Source organism: Citrobacter sp. Cb031 (assembly GCF_030336725.1).
GTDB classification, from domain to species: Bacteria; Pseudomonadota; Gammaproteobacteria; order Enterobacterales; family Enterobacteriaceae; genus Citrobacter; species Citrobacter braakii.
Window position 1 is genome coordinate 37,090 of sequence record NZ_JAOWDA010000021.1, and the last position, 19,529, is coordinate 56,618.

General features: G+C 51.9%; 21 protein-coding genes and 1 pseudogene. 13 read left to right on the top strand and 9 right to left on the bottom strand.

Features of this window, described 5'->3' with window-relative positions:
* Position 1 precedes the first annotated feature (1 nt).
* The 3 genes from OGV93_RS04680 (at position 2) to tusE (ending at position 2,120) form a co-directional block, all read left to right on the top strand.
* Positions 2-1,159, top strand: a complete 1,158-nt coding sequence (locus tag OGV93_RS04680) for a CblD like pilus biogenesis initiator family protein (protein ID WP_103929078.1) — start codon at positions 2-4, stop codon at positions 1,157-1,159.
* A 10-nt stretch (positions 1,160-1,169) separates the two neighbouring features.
* Complete coding sequence (locus OGV93_RS04685) at positions 1,170-1,721, top strand: LuxR C-terminal-related transcriptional regulator (RefSeq protein ID WP_103929077.1); 552 nt, start codon at positions 1,170-1,172, stop codon at positions 1,719-1,721.
* Between the two features lie 69 nt (positions 1,722-1,790).
* Entirely contained in the window at positions 1,791-2,120 is a 330-nt protein-coding gene (tusE, locus tag OGV93_RS04690; RefSeq protein WP_046275726.1) for a sulfurtransferase TusE, read from the top strand.
* Here tusE and yccX read toward each other — a convergent pair.
* On the bottom strand, positions 2,117-2,398 hold the full coding sequence (yccX, locus tag OGV93_RS04695; protein WP_016152492.1) for an acylphosphatase: 282 nt from the start codon (positions 2,396-2,398) through the stop codon (positions 2,117-2,119). The genes tusE and yccX overlap by 4 nt on opposite strands.
* A gap of 34 nt (positions 2,399-2,432) precedes the next feature.
* Positions 2,433-2,579, bottom strand: a pseudogene (locus OGV93_RS04700) (AraC family transcriptional regulator); the annotation flags it as partial.
* Between the two features lie 113 nt (positions 2,580-2,692).
* On the opposite strand from OGV93_RS04700, the gene rlmI reads away from it, so the two are divergent.
* Together rlmI and hspQ are read left to right on the top strand one after the other, a co-directional pair.
* Entirely contained in the window at positions 2,693-3,904 is a 1,212-nt protein-coding gene (gene rlmI / locus OGV93_RS04705; protein WP_103929076.1) for a 23S rRNA (cytosine(1962)-C(5))-methyltransferase RlmI, read from the top strand.
* A gap of 57 nt (positions 3,905-3,961) precedes the next feature.
* Positions 3,962-4,279 (top strand): heat shock protein HspQ, encoded by a 318-nt coding sequence (gene hspQ / locus OGV93_RS04710; protein WP_016152490.1) that lies wholly within the window; start codon positions 3,962-3,964, stop codon positions 4,277-4,279.
* Between the two features lie 67 nt (positions 4,280-4,346).
* Here hspQ and OGV93_RS04715 read toward each other — a convergent pair whose 3' ends face one another.
* Positions 4,347-4,760, bottom strand: a complete 414-nt coding sequence (locus OGV93_RS04715) for a CoA-binding protein (RefSeq protein WP_016152489.1) — start codon at positions 4,758-4,760, stop codon at positions 4,347-4,349.
* A 171-nt stretch (positions 4,761-4,931) separates the two neighbouring features.
* Between OGV93_RS04715 and csgI the strand changes: the two genes are divergently transcribed.
* Both csgI and mgsA read left to right on the top strand, forming a co-directional pair.
* Positions 4,932-5,594 carry a curli synthesis inhibitor gene (gene csgI / locus OGV93_RS04720; RefSeq protein ID WP_016152488.1) on the top strand — a complete coding sequence of 221 codons (663 nt, stop codon included), beginning with the start codon at positions 4,932-4,934 and terminating at the stop codon, positions 5,592-5,594.
* A gap of 93 nt (positions 5,595-5,687) precedes the next feature.
* On the top strand, positions 5,688-6,146 hold the full coding sequence (gene mgsA / locus OGV93_RS04725) for a methylglyoxal synthase (protein WP_016152487.1): 459 nt from the start codon (positions 5,688-5,690) through the stop codon (positions 6,144-6,146).
* A 32-nt stretch (positions 6,147-6,178) separates the two neighbouring features.
* Here mgsA and helD read toward each other — a convergent pair whose 3' ends face one another.
* Positions 6,179-8,233 (bottom strand): DNA helicase IV, encoded by a 2,055-nt coding sequence (gene helD, locus OGV93_RS04730; RefSeq protein WP_019076416.1) that lies wholly within the window; start codon positions 8,231-8,233, stop codon positions 6,179-6,181.
* Between the two features lie 125 nt (positions 8,234-8,358).
* Between helD and OGV93_RS04735 the strand changes: the two genes are divergently transcribed.
* On the top strand, positions 8,359-8,805 hold the full coding sequence (locus OGV93_RS04735; protein ID WP_016152485.1) for a YccF domain-containing protein: 447 nt from the start codon (positions 8,359-8,361) through the stop codon (positions 8,803-8,805).
* Between the two features lie 18 nt (positions 8,806-8,823).
* Entirely contained in the window at positions 8,824-10,977 is a 2,154-nt protein-coding gene (gene yccS / locus OGV93_RS04740; protein WP_049283246.1) for a YccS family putative transporter, read from the top strand.
* On the opposite strand, the gene OGV93_RS04745 is transcribed toward yccS, so the two are convergent.
* On the bottom strand, positions 10,955-11,569 hold the full coding sequence (locus OGV93_RS04745; RefSeq protein WP_016152483.1) for a TfoX/Sxy family DNA transformation protein: 615 nt from the start codon (positions 11,567-11,569) through the stop codon (positions 10,955-10,957). The genes yccS and OGV93_RS04745 overlap by 23 nt on opposite strands.
* 216 nt (positions 11,570-11,785) lie before the next feature.
* Here OGV93_RS04745 and sulA point away from each other — a divergent pair, with 216 nt between their 5' ends.
* Both sulA and ompA read left to right on the top strand, forming a co-directional pair.
* Complete coding sequence (sulA, locus tag OGV93_RS04750) at positions 11,786-12,295, top strand: SOS-induced cell division inhibitor SulA (RefSeq protein WP_032931135.1); 510 nt, start codon at positions 11,786-11,788, stop codon at positions 12,293-12,295.
* Positions 12,296-12,652: 357 nt separating this feature from the next.
* The gene (gene ompA, locus OGV93_RS04755; protein ID WP_047414154.1) at positions 12,653-13,711 is read left to right on the top strand and encodes a porin OmpA; all 1,059 of its coding nucleotides are present in this window, start codon (positions 12,653-12,655) and stop codon (positions 13,709-13,711) included.
* 98 nt (positions 13,712-13,809) lie between these two features.
* Here the strand turns inward: ompA and matP are convergent, their stop codons facing one another.
* Positions 13,810-14,262: a macrodomain Ter protein MatP gene (matP, locus tag OGV93_RS04760; RefSeq protein WP_016152480.1), complete on the bottom strand. Its 453-nt coding sequence runs from the start codon at positions 14,260-14,262 to the stop codon at positions 13,810-13,812.
* Positions 14,263-14,447: 185 nt separating this feature from the next.
* On the opposite strand from matP, the gene OGV93_RS04765 reads away from it, so the two are divergent.
* On the top strand, positions 14,448-16,208 hold the full coding sequence (locus OGV93_RS04765; protein WP_016156136.1) for an AAA family ATPase: 1,761 nt from the start codon (positions 14,448-14,450) through the stop codon (positions 16,206-16,208).
* 68 nt (positions 16,209-16,276) lie between these two features.
* Positions 16,277-16,795, top strand: a complete 519-nt coding sequence (gene fabA / locus OGV93_RS04770; RefSeq protein WP_003035875.1) for a bifunctional 3-hydroxydecanoyl-ACP dehydratase/trans-2-decenoyl-ACP isomerase — start codon at positions 16,277-16,279, stop codon at positions 16,793-16,795.
* 107 nt (positions 16,796-16,902) lie between these two features.
* On the opposite strand, the gene rmf is transcribed toward fabA, so the two are convergent.
* From rmf to pqiB, 3 genes are all read right to left on the bottom strand, one after another.
* Positions 16,903-17,070 carry a ribosome modulation factor gene (gene rmf, locus OGV93_RS04775; protein ID WP_003035871.1) on the bottom strand — a complete coding sequence of 56 codons (168 nt, stop codon included), beginning with the start codon at positions 17,068-17,070 and terminating at the stop codon, positions 16,903-16,905.
* 257 nt (positions 17,071-17,327) lie between these two features.
* Positions 17,328-17,891, bottom strand: a complete 564-nt coding sequence (gene pqiC, locus OGV93_RS04780; protein WP_075847055.1) for a membrane integrity-associated transporter subunit PqiC — start codon at positions 17,889-17,891, stop codon at positions 17,328-17,330.
* Complete coding sequence (gene pqiB / locus OGV93_RS04785) at positions 17,888-19,528, bottom strand: intermembrane transport protein PqiB (RefSeq protein WP_003836843.1); 1,641 nt, start codon at positions 19,526-19,528, stop codon at positions 17,888-17,890. The genes pqiC and pqiB overlap by 4 nt, the downstream gene beginning before the upstream one ends.
* Position 19,529 lies beyond the last annotated feature (1 nt).

The window sequence follows — 19,529 nt, forward strand, 5'->3', positions numbered from 1 at the left end:
TGTGAACAAGCACTTAATTATTTTACTTTTTTTAAGCCTGTGGGCGGGCCAGACCCAGGCAGCGGCCCCTGCCGGAAGAAACACCAGCGTCGGTATCAGCTTCGATCGCATGGCCCCCCCCGCGCGCTTTGATATCTGGGTTCATGAACCGAGCGGCTATGATACCGCTAATCCGCAAAAGTGGGGACGTAATACTCTGACGTGTCTGTCCCGTACCGACTCCGCAGTGGGCGCCTGCATGACCGCCCCGGTCTGGTTCACGGCGAACCCGGGGACACCTTATGCCATCAATTTACGTTTTACGCATGCCCTTACCAGCAAAACGGTGGATCTTAAGGTTTATGGCGACCACTACATGTTTATCAATAATAAAGTTTTTACCTATGCCAGTTTTGTCACGGGAGGGACAGAGATTGTTGCAAACTGGAACAGAGAACCTTACTTCGATTTCTATATCGTGAAAAGCGAGCTGGAAAAGCTCGCTCTGCCGGGTATCTGGACCGCAACGCTGAAGCAGAACCTGCGTGAATGGGATACTGCCAACTGCGGCGGGAACTTCAACGACGTCAATACCGGATGTCCAGGCTATCGCGCCATTGCTAGCTGGCAGGCCACGATGCGCATTGAGGTTGTCGATCCGGGTAATCAGCAGATTTATCTGCCGGCATTTCCGCACTCAACGCCTGTCGTTAACCTCAACCTGACCAACTTCCCGGGGCGGCCGGGTGGCAGTGAAATCCAGGGTGAAAACACGCTGGATATGTGCCTGTACGACGGCAAAAACAGTACCAGCACCCGCACTTATCTTCGGTTTGAGGACGACGGACTCCCCTCAACGGACCGTGCTGAAGAGGCATTTTCAATCCGGCGACGCGGCGGAAGTCAGACCGATGCGCGGGATCGTCTCGACTATCAGGTTTTCGTCACTAATCCCGTCACGGGCGCAACCGAAACCGTCGCCAACGGTAAAACCCTGGTCTGGCAAGGCACCAACGATCCGCAGCATCTGCGTCAGGTCGTCCTGCCCGGCGGACGTGAGAGCGTACTGTGCGTACCAGCCCCTATTGTTTTGAAAACCCCTGCGTTTGCAGCCAGCAGTAAAAACGCCGGGGATTACACCGGCACGCTACGCATCATCTACACACCCAGTACGTTATAAAGAGGCCGCCGTGAATTACGTCATTCTTGATAATAATCGTTTTTATGCCGAAGGGTTGCGCTACGCCCTTCTGCGCCGTAACGCTCACACTCAAGTTGAGAGCGGCGCGTTACAGTGGCACCGTTCGCTGTTGGCCTGCGACACTCTCGTTGTGCGTTGCCGCTTTTCCGTCGCGAGGACGCATCTGGCGCTGGTCGACATTCTGCTTCAACTGGAGGCCAGGCGCTGGGCGGGAACGGTTTATCTGGTGTGCAATGAAAAAGGCTGGGCACTGGCCACGCATTTACGAAAGCGTTTTGCCACGCTGACCTTACATATCATTGATGACAGAATTGCCGTCGTGGATGCGGCGTATCTGCTTGCTAAAGAGCCCCGTCGGGTACGCAGTCTGAATTGCTGCCTGACTGGCATGGAGTTCAATGTTCTCGACAGGCTGGTTAACGGTCAATCGGTAAAACATGTTGCGCATATGACGCAGATTAGCGAAAAACAGGTTTCGACGTATAAATGCAACGCACTGAAGAAGCTTAATGCCAACAATCTGCTACAGCTTCTTCTGTAGGTCGAGGTTTCTCACGCCGCCCCTTATTTGCTAGACTAAGGACGGTTTTTACTTTATCGACAGAGCACTATGTTCATTTTTGCAGGCCATGAAATTGAGACCGATAGCGAAGGTTATCTGAAAGACACCACGCTATGGAGCGAGCCGCTGGCGGAGAAAATCGCCGAAAACGAAGGTATCGTTCTCTCCCCCGAACACTGGGAAGTGGTGCGTTTCGTTCGCGAGTTTTATCTGGAGTTTAATACCTCCCCCGCTATCCGCATGCTGGTAAAAGCGATGGCCAACAAGTTTGGCGAAGAAAAAGGCAACAGCCGTTATCTCTATCGCCTGTTTCCGAAAGGCCCAGCTAAGCAGGCAACTAAAATTGCCGGCCTGCCGAAACCGGTGAAATGTATTTAATAGCGGATACTAAATCCCTTTAGCTCGTCGCCAGGGCGGTGCGGTTCGCTGAGAACCCGATCAACCCTGGCGCTGCGCGGTCCCCCGGCTTTCAACCACTTCATCAGTTGTTCCACCCGCTCGCTTTCACCACAGGCGACAACTTCTACGCTGCCGTCATCCATATTCTTCGCATAGCCGGTCAACCCCAGCCGTTGCGCTTCATGCTGGGTGGTGTAGCGAAATCCTACCCCCTGAACCCGGCCATAGACCCAGGCGATGATGCAGACTTTCGACATTGCGGTTCTCCTTATCAACATAAATGAAAGAACAGGTACCGATGGACAGATGACCGGCAATCTCCTGAGCTGTCCATAGATTAGCAGGGGATAACTGAATAAGTTGTCGCACCTGTTCAGTGAGATTAAACTGTCGCTCGATAAGCAGAGGTCCCGCCATACCATCATGCAGTAGCGCCAGACGCTGATGATTGACCTCATCATCTGTGCTACTCTACGCGCCATTTTATTTTAATGGTTTCAGGTTGGTACTTTCATCCAACCCGCGTCACTGTTTGTGAGAGGTTGCTCCGCATGACTGAATCTACAATTCCACATTATCCTCGTTTAGTGTTAGCCAAGGGGCGCGAAAAATCATTACTTCGCCGCCATCCGTGGGTATTTTCCGGTGCTGTCGCACGTATGGAAGGTAAAGCCAACCTCGGTGAAACCGTTGATATCGTTGACCACCAGGGGAAATGGATAGCGCGCGGTGCGTTCTCTCCGGCGTCGCAGATCCGTGCGCGCGTCTGGACCTTCGATAAGTCTGAATCCATCGACATTGATTTCTTTACCCGTCGTCTGCAGAAGGCGCTGACATGGCGTGACTGGCTGGCGAAAAAGGACGGTCTGGACAGCTACCGTCTGATCGCCGGAGAATCCGACGGCCTGCCGGGTGTCACTATTGACCGCTTCGGCAACTTCCTGGTATTGCAGTTGCTCAGCGCGGGTGCTGAATACCAACGCGCCGCGCTGATTAGTGCTCTGCAAATTGTTTTCCCGGACTGCGCTATTTATGACCGTAGCGATGTGGCCGTGCGTAAAAAAGAAGGTATGGCGCTGACCCAAGGGCCCGTCACGGGCGAACTGCCGCCTGCTCTGCTGCCTATCGAAGAACACGGGATGAAGCTGCTGGTTGATATTCAGCACGGTCACAAAACCGGCTATTACCTCGATCAACGCGATAGCCGCCTGGCAACGCGTCGTTATGTGGAAAACCAGCGTGTCCTGAACTGTTTCTCCTATACCGGCGGCTTTGCGGTCTCCGCATTAATGGGCGGATGCAGTCAGGTGGTCAGCGTCGACACCTCTCAGGAAGCACTCGATATTGCCCGCCAGAACGTGGAACTGAACAAGCTGGATCTGAGTAAAGCCGAGTTCGTACGTGATGATGTGTTCAAACTGCTGCGCGCCTATCGCGATCGCGGTGAGAAATTTGATGTCATCGTGATGGATCCGCCGAAATTTGTCGAAAACAAAAGCCAGTTGATGGGCGCCTGCCGCGGTTATAAGGACATCAATATGCTGGCTATTCAGTTGCTGAACCCAGGCGGCGTACTGCTGACATTTTCCTGCTCCGGGCTGATGACGACCGATTTATTTCAGAAAATCATCGCTGATGCCGCAATAGATGCTGGTCGTGATGTACAATTTATAGAGCAGTTCCGTCAGGCCGCCGATCATCCGGTGATCGCTACCTACCCGGAAGGGCTGTATCTGAAAGGGTTTGCCTGTCGCATCATGTAACTTGAAAAGTGGAATATTACCCTTACATAGAGGGTATCTATTTCCCGGGAGGTGACTATGATTGCCAGCAAATTCGGTATCGGCCAGCAGGTCCGCCATTCCCTGTTAGGTTACCTCGGAGTGGTCGTGGATATCGACCCGGAATATTCGCTTGATGAGCCGTCAGCCGATGAGTTGGCGGTTAACAGCGAACTTCGCGCCGCTCCCTGGTATCACGTGGTGATGGAAGACGATAATGGTCTGCCAGTGCATACGTATCTGGCCGAAGCACAACTGAGTAGCGAGCTACAGGAAGAACATCCGGAGCAACCGTCAATGGATGAACTGGCGCGCACAATCCGTAAACAGCTTCAGGCTCCGCGCCTGCGTAATTGATACTAACACAGGCCCGATGGCGCTTCGCTTATCGGGCCTGTGCGTTTCATCCGGCGACAGTCAAACTTTACTTCGCCAGTCCCAGTCGCGGGATCTCAATGGCCGGGCAACGATCCATCACCACCGTCAGCCCCGCATCACGCGCCAGCACGGCCGCCTGCTCGTTAATTACGCCAAGCTGCATCCATAGCGTCTTCGCGCCAATGGCGATAGCCTCCTGAGCGACGCCCCACGCCGCTTCAGAATTACGGAAGACATCGACCATATCCACTTTCTCTGGCACATCCGCCAGCGTTGCATAGCCCTGCTGACCCAGCAGCATTTTCCCGGCAACCTTCGGTGAAACGGGAATAACGTGATAGCCCTGATCGAGTAAATACTTCATCACGCGATAGCTTGGGCGATCGGGTTTATCGCTTGCGCCAACCAGTGCAATCGTACGAGTAGATGTCAAAATGCCAGCAATATCGGTCTCTTTCATCGTTTTCCTCCAGGCTGTTTAACAAAGTGTACGACAAACCTGCCCCCGCAACCATTCATCCCATACTGGCGTATGAGAGCTAAACTCAAAAATATGTCTATATGTTAGTAAACGTGATTATCGAAAAATTTAGATACATGTTTGCAGCTATTTTCTGGACAGGAGAAACCTATGAAAGCCGGCATTGTGACAGCCTTAATTGCCCTGTGTTTGCCGGTAACCGTTTTTGCTACCTCATTACGCCTGTCTAATGATATTGACCTTTTGGTGCTGGACGGAAAAAAAGTCTCCAGCTCATTACTGCGTGGCGCCGACAGTATCGAGCTGGAAAATGGTCGCCACCAGCTCGTATTTCGCGTAGAAAAAACCATTCGCTTGTCCAGCCACGAAGAACGTCTGTATATTTCGCCTCCGCTGGTCATCAGCTTTGATACGCAACTCGTCAGCCAGGTTAATTTCCACCTCCCGCGTCTGAACAATGAGCGGGATACAGCGCATTTTGATGACGCTCCACGCGTGGAATTGCTGGATGGGGACTCCATGCCTATCCCCGTCAAGCTGGATATTCTGTCAATCACATCCACAGCAAAAATCGTGAATTATGAAATGGAAACTGAACGCTATAACAAAGCGGCTAAACATGCGTCATTACCGCAGTTTGCTACGATGATGGCCGATGACAGCTCGCTGCTTTCCGGGGTATCTGAACTGGATCGCGTGCCGCCTCAGTCGCAAACGCTGACCGAACAGCGCTTAAAATATTGGTACCAGCAGGCCGACGCACAAACGCGAAGTAACTTTTTGCAATGGGCTCAGAAACAGCCTCCTTCATGACATTTATGTTCGCATACGCATTTTTTTTGTCTTTCTCTTGCAGCGTCAAGAGCTTCCAGTACTCTGTAACCAGGTTAACTTGGGAGCTGTACTATGGAATTAACAACTCGCACATTGCCAGCGCGTAAACATATTGCGCTGGTTGCACACGATCACTGTAAAAAGATGTTGATGAGCTGGGTGGAACGCCACCAGCCGTTGCTGGAAAAGCACGTTCTGTACGCCACAGGAACAACGGGAAACTTAATCCAACGCGCAACGGGAATGGACGTCAACGCCATGCTGAGCGGTCCGATGGGGGGCGACCAGCAGGTGGGCGCGCTGATTTCAGAAGGGAAAATTGATGTGCTGATTTTCTTCTGGGACCCGCTTAACGCCGTACCTCACGATCCTGATGTCAAAGCCCTGCTGCGTCTGGCGACGGTATGGAACATTCCGGTTGCCACCAACGTGTCGACCGCCGATTTTATTATCCAGTCGCCAAACTTCAACGATGCAACGGACATCTTGATCCCAGATTACGCCCGCTATCTGGCAGAGCGCCTCAAATAAACACCGGGCAGGCGGCAATTGCCGCCTGCTATTCAGGGTTTTCTTGCTACCGGAACATCCAGTTGTTTAAGCTCATCAACAAAGCACGACGGTGTTTCTTTATTAAACAGCAGCCATACCCGATGCCGTGCACGCGTTAGCGCCACATACAGCAAGCGTCTCTCTTCAGCATCCGGGAAATCCTCCACCGCCGGAAGCAACGCCTCTTCCATAATCGACTCGCGGGCCGGGGCGGGAAAACCGTCATTCCCATCATGAAGCCCCACAACAATAACGTAATCTGCCTGCTGTCCTTTACTGGCATGGATAGTCATGAAATCCAGCTGTAGCTTAGGCCAGCGGGTAGCTGCTTTCTCCAGACTGGCAGGTTTCAGATGATGGTATCGCGCCAGCACCAGAATTCTCTCTTCTGCCTTCACAAATCCCGACAGCTTATCCAGTAGCAGATCCAGCTGGCTTTCATCGAGCAACGTGACGGCTTTTTTATCGCCTGCCATCAGACTGTTGAGCGGTTTCGTAAGCTGATGAGGGTTTTGCTGGATAAACTGGTTTGCGACTTCACCGATGCGGCTATTAAAACGGTAAGTCGTATCCAGATTACAACGGTCGCCCTCGCCGAAGTTTTGCTGGAATGCGGTGGTCAACGAAAGCTGTGCTCCGCTGAACCGGTAAATTGCCTGCCAGTCATCCCCTACGGCGAACAGCGTAGTGTGTGAGTTTTGCTTGCGCAGTGCGGCTAACAGGGCGGCACGCTGAGGAGAAATGTCCTGAAATTCGTCGACCAGAATGTGTTTCCACGGACTGATAAACCGGCCTTTTTCCAGAATGACAATGGCCTGATGAATCAGCCCGGAAAAATCGACGGCATTCTCATCCTTCAGGGCGCCCTTCCAGGCCTTGAGCAGGGGAGACATCAGCTTAATGCGTTTACTGAACAGATCGCGAATCTCCTCCGGAGCATTGGCGATCATCTCCGCCTGCGCTCCGCCATGCATACGCATCAGGCTAACCCAACGATCCAGCCGGGAAGCCAGCCGGCGCTGTAATTTTTCGTCATCCCAGAAGTTACCTTCGGGTACAGACCACTGCATCTCTTCTTCTAACCATTGCCGCCAGCCTTTGGCTTGTGCTTTTTTCTCACTGCACTGCTGACGCCAGGTCGTGATAAAAAGTTTGCTACGCGCGGCAACATCATTTTCCAGCTTGCTAACCGTCGGGACTTTTTTGCTCCCCTGCGAAATAATGTGCAACGCCAGTGAATGAAACGTCCTCGCGGTGATCTCTTCCGTATGCAGACGTTCACGGATGCGATCGTCCATCTCCTGGGCCGCTTTGCGTCCAAACGCCAGCAGCAGGATTTGTTCGGCCGCCGCTTCCCCTCGCGCAAGTAGCCAGCCCGCACGGGCGACCAATACGGATGTTTTGCCGCTTCCGGCCCCCGCAAGAACCAGTAATGATTGTTCGCCGTTCACCACCGCCCGCGCCTGGGCCGGATTCAGCGGCGAGGACTCAATTTGCTGGAAAAAATCGGCATGTTCTTCCAGCATGGCATCGGTATACGCCTGGTTGTGCTGCAAGCGACAAGCTTCAATGTCCTTCAACCATGCCTGGCATTGACGTAACGCCTCACGGCAATTTTCAAATTCTTCCAGCCGGTTGATCGGGAGCGGCAATGCGGCAAAGGCGCGGCGGATCTGCTGCTGTAGCCCTGACGTCTGTTCGCGCGTCAGCCATTTATTCTCACTGGTGCGGGTGGCGATCGCCTCCAACTGCTGCTGTAAAACTCCCGCAGCGACGTCGCTCATTTCCTGACTCCACTGCTGCCAGAGCGAATTCAAATGGTGATGGAAGCGCTGGGTTTCTGCCCATTCAGTACCGTGAAGACGTACCACCTTATCATCCGGGAGCACAAACTCCAGCTCACCCCATACCAGGCCGCGTTTACAATGAATAGCCAGTAACTGATTGAAGGGAATAAGATACTCGTGACGATCGCCGGAAACCTTAATCCCGGCATTGAGAATAACGGCCCGATCGTAAGGGTGTTGTGCCAGACGTTTTCCAAGAGAAGTTGCTTTCAGTTCCATAAGACTCAAGCGGATCCACACGAAGAGGTTTGCTTATCAGTGTAACCGCCAGAGAAAACGTGCTCCAGCCCAAAAAAACGTTACAATTGCCGAATTCACAGAAAACCAGAGTTAACCGAGGGTTTATGCGTACTGTTCTGAATATTTTAAATTTTGTGCTCGGGGGATTCGCCACCACCTTAGCCTGGTTACTGGCTACGCTGGTCAGTATTGTGCTGATTTTTACTCTCCCCCTGACCCGCTCATGCTGGGAAATAACCCGACTCTCGCTGTTTCCCTACGGTAACGAAGCGATTCATGTCGATGAGCTTAATCCAGCGGGCAAAAACGTCCTGTTGAATACCGGAGGCACCGTGCTCAATATTTTCTGGCTGATTTTCTTCGGCTGGTGGTTGTGCCTGATGCACATTGTCTCCGGTATTGCCCAGTGCATTACGATTATTGGTATCCCGGTTGGCATTGCGAATTTCAAAATCGCGGCGATTGCACTGTGGCCGGTGGGTCGCCGGGTAGTGTCAGTTGAAGTTGCTCGCGCAGCGCGTGAAGCCAACGCGCGTCGTCGCTTCGAATAATCAGGACCGATGGCCTTTATGTTAAGTCCTCTGCTCAAACGCTATACCTGGAACAGCACCTGGCTGTACTACGTGCGGATTTTTATCGCGCTTTGCGGCACAACAGCGCTGCCCTGGTGGCTGGGTGACGTTAAGCTGACCATCCCGCTCACGCTGGGTATGGTCGCAGCCGCGCTTACTGACCTGGACGATCGTCTTGCAGGTCGCCTGCGCAATTTGATCATCACGCTGGTGTGCTTTTTCATTGCCTCGGCCTCGGTCGAACTGCTCTTCCCATGGCCATGGCTGTTTGCCCTTGGGTTAACGCTTTCCACCAGCGGCTTTATACTGCTGGGGGGATTAGGGCAGCGCTATGCAACCATCGCCTTTGGCGCGTTGCTGATCGCCATTTACACGATGCTCGGCACCTCGCTTTACGATCAGTGGTATCAGCAGCCAATCCTGCTGCTCGCGGGCGCCATTTGGTACAACCTGTTAACCCTGACCGGACATCTTCTGTTCCCTATTCGCCCGTTGCAGGACAATCTGGCGCGTAGCTATGAACAGTTAGCGCACTATCTGGAACTGAAATCGCGTCTTTTTGATCCCGACATAGAAGATGAAAGCCAGGCGCCGTTGTATGATTTGGCTCTTGCGAATGGGCAACTGATGGCGACCCTAAACCAGACAAAGGTGTCGCTGCTGACCCGCCTGCGCGGCGACCGCGGACAGCGAGGAACACGTCGCACGCTACATTACTATTTTGTGGCGCAGGATATTCACGAACGCGCAAGCTCCTCGCATATTCAGTACCAAACGCTTCGCGACCATTTCCGCCACAGCGATGTGATGTTCCGCTTCCAGCGCCTGATGTCGATGCAGGGGCAAGCTTGTTCGCAACTGTCTCGCTGTATTTTATTACGCACGCCTTATCAGCACGATCCGCACTTTGAGCGCGTCTTCACCCATATTGATGCTGCACTTGAGCGCATGCGCGCGAGTGGTGAGCCTGCCGACCTGCTCAACACGTTGGGATTTTTGCTGTCAAACCTGCGGGCCATTGATGCCCAGTTGGCTACCATTGAGTCCGAACAGGCTCAGGTACTTTCGCGCAATGAGTCTGAAAATCAGCTTGCCGATGACAGCCCGCATGGGTTCAGTGATATCTGGTTGCGTCTGAGCCGTAATTTCACGCCTGAGTCCGCCCTGTTTCGTCATGCTGTTCGCATGTCGCTGGTGCTCTGCGTCGGCTATGCCATTATCCAGATAACCGGAATGAACCACGGGTACTGGATCCTGTTGACCAGTCTGTTTGTCTGCCAGCCAAACTACAACGCCACCCGACATCGTCTGGCACTAAGGATTATCGGCACATTAGTCGGGATCGCCATTGGGTTACCGATCCTGTGGTTTGTACCTTCTCTCGAAGGGCAATTGATCCTTCTGGTGATCACCGGCGTGTTGTTTTTTGCCTTTCGTAACGTCCAGTACGCGCATGCCACCATGTTTATCACGCTGCTGGTGCTGCTGTGCTTTAACCTGCTCGGTGAAGGTTTTGAGGTTGCACTTCCGCGCGTCATCGATACGTTGATCGGCTGTGCCATCGCCTGGGCTGCTGTCAGTTTTGTCTGGCCAGACTGGCGTTTTCGGAATCTGCCGCGAGTGATTGAACGGGCCACTGACGCTAACTGTCGTTATCTTGATGCTATTCTCGAACAATATCATCAGGGGCGTGATAATCGTCTGGCATACCGTATCGCCCGCCGTGACGCGCACAATCGTGATGCGGAACTTGCTTCGGTGGTGTCGAACATGTCGAGTGAACCGGATGTCACGGCCCAAACACGCGAAACGGCGTTCCGCTTGCTGTGTCTTAACCATACGTTTACCAGCTATATTTCCGCCCTCGGCGCACATCGCGAGCAGTTAACCAATCCTGACGTCCTGGCATTGCTGGATGATGCCGTCTGCTATGTAGATGATGCGCTTCACCATCAACCTGCTGATGAGCAGCGCGTATACCAGGCGCTGGAAGATCTGAAGCAGCGAATTCAGCATCTCGAGCCACGTCCGGACAGTAAAGAGCCGCTGGTCGTACAGCAAGTTGGGTTACTGATTGCCCTGCTCCCGGAGATTCGGCGATTACAGCAACAAATTGCTGTGCTGCCATCTAATACCCCGGTTCCGGCGTAAGAGAACTCACCCACTCCACCAGCTCCTGGCGACGCGTCGCCGGGAGCGCGGCTTCATGCACCCCGTCAACCGCTCCTTCAAGGGCATAGAGTATTTTTACCGTTAAGGCAGGGTTATTTTGCCGAAGTTTCAACCAGCACATCTGAGCTCCCAGCGATCGCAATGTCCCCTCATCCTTAATTCCTGCTTCATTTAGCAAGGTCTCCAAATGAAACGTCATATTCGGTAATTCCCGCAGGCGATGTTGTGCAAAGCGACTCTGTTTTTCCTTAACGGCTGCATCGAGTGAAAATTGTGATAGCGATACTAACTGCTGCTGGTTCTGCCACAGGGTATCGTTCACCTGGTAATAATTGAGTACAACCGGACGCCCGCGCTTGATAAATGTTAGCCAGACAGGAGAATTTTTTACACAGTACTGGGCGCTCTGCTCACAGGCGCGAAGATATAACTCACCGCTGGCAACCATGGCAAAGACCGTATCACCAACCGTCAGACTATAGCCGCCAAACAGTGAGCGGTAGTGAATTGTTCCCAGAGAAGCCAGATATTCTTGTGATTTATAGATTCTTGCATAAGACTTTTCTTTCATAAAAATCCTTTTAAATCATAACATAAGCAAATAATTTGCAGTAGCAGATCCGTTAATGACGAAAATAGGCAACTTATGCGTATGGGGCAAGATGAATTTTATTTTTCCCGTGATGATGACTAAAAATTGCGAACCTGTTTCCGAAAATTAGGTTGATCTTTATTGATGGCGGGGTTACTGTATATTCATACAGTAACTCACAGGGCTGGATTGATTATGTACACTTCAGGTTATGCAAATCGTTCTTCGTCGTTCTCTTCCGCATCGAGCAGCATTGCGCGCGTTTCAGCAGAGAACGCTACCGCTGGGCTTATCAGTGAAGTGGTCTATCGCGAGGACCAGCCCATGATGACGCAGCTCCTGCTGCTTCCCCTGCTGCAACAGTTAGGGCAACAATCACGCTGGCAGCTGTGGCTGACGCCTCAGCAAAAATTAAGCCGTGAGTGGGTGCAGTCGGCCGGGCTTCCATTGACCAAAGTCATGCAAATCAGCCAGCTCTCCCCCTGCAATACGCTAGAATCGATGGTTCGTGCGCTGCGCACGGGTAACTACAGCGTCGTCATCGGCTGGTTGACAGAAGAATTAACCGAAGATGAACATGCCGAGCTGGTAAAAGCGGCAGATGAAGGTAATGCGATGGGATTTATCATGCGTCCTGTTCGCGCTCAGACACTTGCGGGGAGACAGCATTCCGGGCTAAAAATTCACTCGAATTTGTATCATTGAGTAAAATTAGGAATTATCCTGGAATTTTTTTTCATGTTTTAATTTGCCATTGAGCTGTAACGCGTTTTCCGGCTGAAGGCCTGTCTGAAGCGGTTTTCAGGAAATCCTCAGTACATTTATTCATCTATAAATGTTAAATAATGTGTACACAAGCCTTTTTTTTTCATATGCCTGACGGACTTCACACTTGTAAGTTTTCAACTACGTTGTAGACTTTACATCGCCAGGGGTGCTCGGCATAAGCCGCAGATATCGGTAGAGTAACTATTGAACTGGTCCCCGGGTGAAGGATTTAACCGTGTTATCTCTCTTCGGAGATATTCATGGCGAATTTTGGATGATAACGAGGCGCAAAAAATGAAAAAGACAGCTATCGCAATTGCAGTGGCACTGGCTGGTTTCGCTACCGTGGCGCAGGCCGCTCCGAAAGATAACACCTGGTACACTGGTGCTAAACTGGGCTGGTCTCAGTACCATGATATTGGCAACAACCAGATCAACAACTCCGGTCCTACCCACGAAAGCCAACTGGGTGCTGGTGCATTCGGTGGTTACCAGGTTAACCCGTACGTTGGTTTCGAAATGGGTTACGACTGGTTAGGTCGTATGCCGTACAAAGGCGCCACCGATGCTACTCACAATAATGGCGCTTTCAAAGCTCAGGGCGTTCAGCTGACCGCTAAACTGGGTTACCCAATCACTGACGATCTGGACGTTTATACCCGTCTGGGTGGTATGGTTTGGCGTGCAGACGCTAAAAACAACCAAGGCTTCAAAGACCACGACACTGGTGTTTCCCCAGTATTCGCAGGTGGCGTAGAGTATGCAATTACTCCTGAAATCGCTACCCGTCTGGAATACCAGTGGACCAACAACATCGGTGACGCGAACACCGTTGGCGGTCGTCCGGATAACGGTCTGTTGAGCGTTGGTGTTTCCTACCGTTTCGGTCAGCAGGAAGAAGCAGCTCCAGTAGTTGTTGCTCCGGCTCCGGCTCCAGAAGTACAGACCAAACACTTCACTCTGAAGTCTGACGTTCTGTTCAACTTCAACAAAGCAACTCTGAAACCAGAAGGCCAGCAGGCTCTGGATCAGATGTACAGCCAGCTGAGCAACCTGGATCCGAAAGACGGTTCCGTAGTGGTTCTGGGCTTCACTGACCGCATCGGTTCTGACGCTTACAACCAGGGTCTGTCCGAGAAACGTGCTCAGTCCGTTGTTGATTACCTGATCTCTAAAGGTATTCCTTCTGACAAAATCTCTGCACGTGGCATGGGCGAATCCAACCCAGTTACTGGCAACACTTGTGACAACGTGAAAGCTCGCGCTGCACTGATCGACTGCCTGGCTCCGGATCGTCGTGTTGAGATCGAAGTTAAAGGTATCAAAGACGTTGTAACTCAGCCTCAGGCTTAAGTTTTCGTCTTATGAAAAAACCCCGCTTTGCGGGGTTTTTTTTTCACTTTTTATCAATCAAAGCACGCCTGTACACAACACATTTAGCCATTCTGTGGTTATTCTTTTCCCAGCAGCGCCTGTAAATCCTGCTTCAATGTCGACATTTTATTCGCGTACTTCTCTTTATGCTCTGCGTCTTCAATCAGTTGCACAATGGTTTCAGAAAGCGTTTTGCCGCGCCGCTGCGCAAGCCCCGCTAAGCGCTGCCAGACCATAAATTCCAGATCGATAGATTTCTTTCGCGTATGCTGATGCTCCGCGTTAAAGTGCCGCTTACGCCTCGCCCGTATGGTTTGTTTCATACGATTTAGCAGCGCAGAGTTCATGTGTTCTTCAATCCAGGTATTGACCCGAACCGGTTCATTTTCGAGGGTTAGCAACAAATCAACGGCTTCTTCGGCAGCGCTGGCCTCTACGTAACGGGTGATTAATTCCCCCTCACGATGCTTCTTCACCAGATACTTCCATTTCCAGCCGCTTTCAAGGTTTTCAAGTTGTTGATATTTCATTGCGATCTCAATGTTACCGTGTAACTCTTATCAGAATATCAGCTTTTTCGGCATCTGAAGAAAAGAATATCCAGCCTGTGAACTGTCGCGCGTCATCGCATTCGTTTCACAGCGCTTTCCACGTGTGCAGTGATGATGGTTACGGTATAATCTCGTTTTTTACAACAGACTAAAAAACATCAACTTTGACCATTACGAAACTTGCATGGCGTGATCTGGTTCCTGACACCGATAGTTATCAGGAAGTATTTGCACAGCCGCACGTCACTGACGACACCGATACCTTACTTAGTGATACTCAGCCACGTTTACAATTTGCGCTGGAGCAGCTTCTTCAGCACTGGACGACGTCTTCGTTCATGCTGGTAAAAGCACCGGAAGAGCTTGAGTACATCAACCTTATTGCACAGGCCGCGCGGCCTCTGCACTCGGATGCCGGAAGTCTCACCGGAGGTCATTATGATATCTCCGGTCACACTATCCGCTATCGTACAGCTGAGACAGCAGAAGACAATTTTGCGACATTAACCCAGGTAGTCTGCGCTGACTGGGTTGAAGCCGAACAACTGTTTGGCTGTCTGCGTCAGTTCAACGGCGAAATTACCCTACAGCCAGGCCTTGTGCATCAGGCCAACGGTGGTGTGCTGGTTATTTCGTTGCGCACGCTACTGGCCCAACCGCTGCTGTGGATGCGCCTGAAAGCCATTGTCAGCCACGAGCGTTTTGACTGGGTAGCTTTTGATGAGTCTCGCCCGCTGCCCGTCTCCGTTCCACCTATGCCGCTTAAACTCAAAGTGGTATTAGTCGGTGAACGTGAATCACTGGCAGACTTCCAGGACATGGAGCCGGAGCTGGCTGAGCAGGCTATTTATAGCGAGTTTGAAGATAATCTGCAGATAGTGGATGCCGAAACCATGACGCAGTGGTGTCAGTGGGTAACACATACCGCTACGCGCAACAATTTGCCCTACCCGGCCCCTGATGCCTGGCAAGTGCTGATCCGTGAAGCCGTTCGTTATACCGGCGAACAGGATACATTGCCGCTTAACCCGCTGTGGATCACCCGACAGTTCAAAGAAGTGGCCCCGTTATGCGAGGGCGAAACCTGCAACGCTGAGCAGTTCAGCCTGATGCTAACCCAGCGTGAATGGCGGGAAGGTTTCCTCGCCGAACGAATGCAGGATGAGATCCTGCAGGAACAGATCCTGATCGAGACGGAAGGCGAGCGTATTGGCCAAATCAACGCCCTGTCGGTGATTGAATTTCCTGGTCACCCCCGCGCGTTTGGTGAGCCTTCTCGTATCAGCTGTGTGGTTCATATTGGCGACGGCGAATTTACGGATATTGAGCGCAAAGCCGAGCTTGGCGGAAATATTCATGCGAAGGGTATGATGATTATGCAGGCGTTCCTGATGTCGGAACTCCAGCTTGAACAGCAAATCCCCTTCTCTGCCTCGCTGACCTTTGAGCAATCCTACAGTGAAGTGGACGGCGACAGCGCGTCCATGGCAGAACTTTGCGCATTGATTAGCGCCCTCGCCGACGTTCCTGTTAATCAAAGCATCGCCATTACCGGTTCTGTCGATCAGTTTGGTCGGGCACAACCTGTTGGTGGTCTGAACGAGAAAATTGAAGGCTTCTTCGCCATCTGTCAGCAGCGTGAGCTGACAGGCACACAGGGCGTTATCATTCCTTCAGCGAATGTCAGACACCTGAGCCTGCAGCCTGCTCTGCTACAAGCCGTAGAAGAAGAAAAATTCACTATCTGGGCGGTGGACGACGTGACCGATGCGCTGCCACTGTTATTAAATCTGGTGTGGGATGGTGAAGGCCAGACAACGCTGATGCAAACTATCCAGGAGCGTATTGCTACGGCAACGCAGCAGGAAGGTCGTCACCGTTTTCCCTGGCCGCTACGTTGGCTGAACTGGATTATTCCGAACTGATCGGACTTGTTCAGCGTACACGTGTTAGCTATCCTGCGTGCTTCAATAAAATAAGGCTTACAGAGAACATGGTAGATAAACGCGAATCCTATACAAAAGAAGACCTTCTTGCCTCTGGTCGCGGTGAGCTGTTTGGCGCAAAAGGGCCACAACTGCCTGCACCAAGCATGCTGATGATGGACCGTGTCATCAAGATGACCGAAACCGGCGGCAACTTTGACAAAGGTTATGTTGAAGCTGAACTGGATATCAACCCGGACCTGTGGTTCTTCGGATGCCACTTTATCGGCGATCCGGTGATGCCGGGCTGCCTGGGTCTGGATGCCATGTGGCAGCTGGTTGGATTCTATCTCGGCTGGCTGGGCGGCGAAGGTAAAGGCCGCGCGCTGGGCGTAGGCGAAGTTAAATTCACCGGCCAGGTTCTGCCGACTGCGAAGAAAGTGACTTACCGCATTCACTTCAAACGCATCGTTAATCGTCGCCTGATCATGGGCCTGGCTGATGGTGAAGTGCTGGTTGATGGTCGTCTGATCTATACCGCAAACGATCTGAAAGTGGGTCTGTTCCAGGACACTTCTGCGTTCTAATCCAGGTCAGCGTAGCAGCCAGACATTAACGTTTATTCGTCTTGTCTGGTGGGCAAAAAGGCGAAACCTCCGCTCTGCGGAGGTTTCTTTTATCTAAAGAGACAGAATCAGGCCATTAAAACCCTATCCCCCATGGCTTCTCGCCAGCCTCCCAGCCAGTATGACCTCTGATTCAGCGTCTGATAGGGACACATTTCTTTTGAGCGTCCGGCAATGCCGGCCTGATATCCACGTTGATGTGCCCGTTCCAGGCGATCTCGTTTTTGTCTCTTCATGCCTCGTTTCCCTCATCTTTGGGTCTGGTGGAAAAGAAAACAGTGATTACTAAGTGTGCAATCACAATAAAACGAATACCCCTAAACATCAGGCTCGTCAATGCGCAAAATTCACGCCAGTGTCATATTTGTGAGCTACCCGCAAAATCATTTGTACAAAAATAGTCTGTCAGAACAGCTATCTCCACGGCTAAAAAAATAAAAAAAACCGCCCCGGGCAATGAACCAGGGGCGGCATAATTTACAATTATTTAAGCTTAAGGGATGCGTTTCAGCTCCTGAGCAATTGCCGTCGCTTCCTGGCTCCAGGCGTTGGCCAGAACCTTCACCATCTCATCGTAGCCGTCTTTAGTCTGTACAGCTTCGATGTGGAATGGACGCTTGATCAACTGCCCCTGGTGATTCAGCAGCCATTCACCGCTCACGATGACCTTACCATCGTACCGACCGTGGAAGCCGGTCACGGTAACGTTCAACGTGTCCTGAGTGCTTCCCAGCGGCTGCGAAGCGACAACCCAGCCAGGCAACTGCATACTGAGGTTCGTAACCAGGGTATTGCGCAATTGCTGATCTAATGGGCTGGCCCAGAGATTATTATTCGCTATCACATATTGCACATCGCTGGTCTGGTAAACCACCCCATTACCCGCCAGATAGTCCGGGACCGCAATCTGTTCAACCCACAGCAGACGGTTACCCTGGTTAGCTGAGCTCTGTACGCCCCCTTGCGCGATAGGAAGCTGGTAATAGCTTTTATTTTCTCCGCTGGAGCTGCATGACGTCAGCCAGACCGCCATCATCGCCACTAGCCACTTTTTCATTGTTTCGCCCTCTTCGGCTCTGGATCTTTTTTGTCCTTCGCTTCAAATACCAGCGCATTGCTCTTATCGTTCAACGTTTTCAGTACCGGTTGCAGTTCTCGCAGCACCTGATCAAGACGCTGCATATCCGCCACCATCTTGTTGTAGGCGGCGGAACCCGGCTGGAAGCCCTGCATACTACGGTTCAGTTCGCGCAGCGTGTTCTGCATATCCGCCGGAAGATCCTGCATCGACTGACTGGACGTGATCTTATTCATGTTGTCCAGCGTGGTTTGCAGATGCTTCATCGTACGCTGGCTTTCCGACAACGTATTGGTCGCCTGCTCAATCATCGGGTTCAACGGCAGATTGTTAATCTTATCCAGCGCTTCCATCAGTCGCTGCTGGATCTGCGCCAGACCACCGCTCACGGTCGGAATAATTTGATAACCGTTAAATTCGCGCACACCGGTAATCGGCGGTTCTTTCGGGTAGAAGTCGAGATCGACATACAGAGCGCCAGTCACCAGGTTCCCGGTTTTCAGCGATGCCCGTAAGCCGCGTTTAAGCAATTCTGCCAGATGAGCGCCAACATCAGTATCTTCTCCCAGCTGTGCCTTCAGACGTTCTGGTTCGATACGTACCAGCACCGGAATGCGGTAATCATTGTTGAAGACCTGACGCATATTCGGTGAGAAGAAAGGTACTTTACTTACCGTACCCAAACGGATGCCACGGAATTCCAGTGGCGCGCCGGGCTGCAGGCCACGAATTGAATCTTTAAAGAACATCAGGTAATCAATATGATCGGTATACAGTGAATCCTGAATACTTTTTTGGTCGTCATAAAGATTAAACGCAGACTGCTGTGCGACCGGTTCGCCTTGTTCCAGCCCTTCTGGCACATCAAAACTTACGCCACCGCCAAACAGCGTGGAGAGAGAGCCCATTTCCACGCGCATACCTGCCGAAGTAAGATCCACGGCGATCCCACTGTCCTTCCAGAAACGCACATTGCTGGTCACCAGACGATCGTTAGGCGCATTGATAAATAGCTGGTAGCTAATCGTACGCTTTTGCGCATCAAATGTGCTGGTTTCAACCGAACCTACACGATAACCACGGAACAGAACCGGGTCGCCCGGGCTCAACTGACCGGCTTTTTTGCTGTCCAGAATCACACGGATCCCTTTCGCATCTGGCGGCGCCAGCGGCGGTGAATCCAGCAGTTGGTAATTTTCCAGCTTGCTGCCTTTATTGCCAGGCTGCAGTTCAATATAAGCCCCGGACAATAGCGTGCCGAGCCCACTGATACCTTCACGTCCAACCTGCGGCTTCACCACCCAAAAGACAGAATCTTTATGCAGCAGCTTTTCCATTCCGGAGTTAAGACGAGCTTTAATTTCCACATGGGTCAAATCATCAGTCAGGGTTGCGCTCTCGACGATACCGACATCCACGCTGCGGCTCTTAATCGTCGTTTTGCCCCCTTCAATACCTTCGGCATTGGTGGTAATCAGCGTGACTTGTGGCCCCTGATGACTGTAGTGATAAAACAGGACCCACGCGCCAATGAGGGCAGTGACTATAGGGAATATCCACACGGGCGACCAGTTTTTTACCTTTTGCACTTTGGCTTCCCCACTTTTAGATTCCATG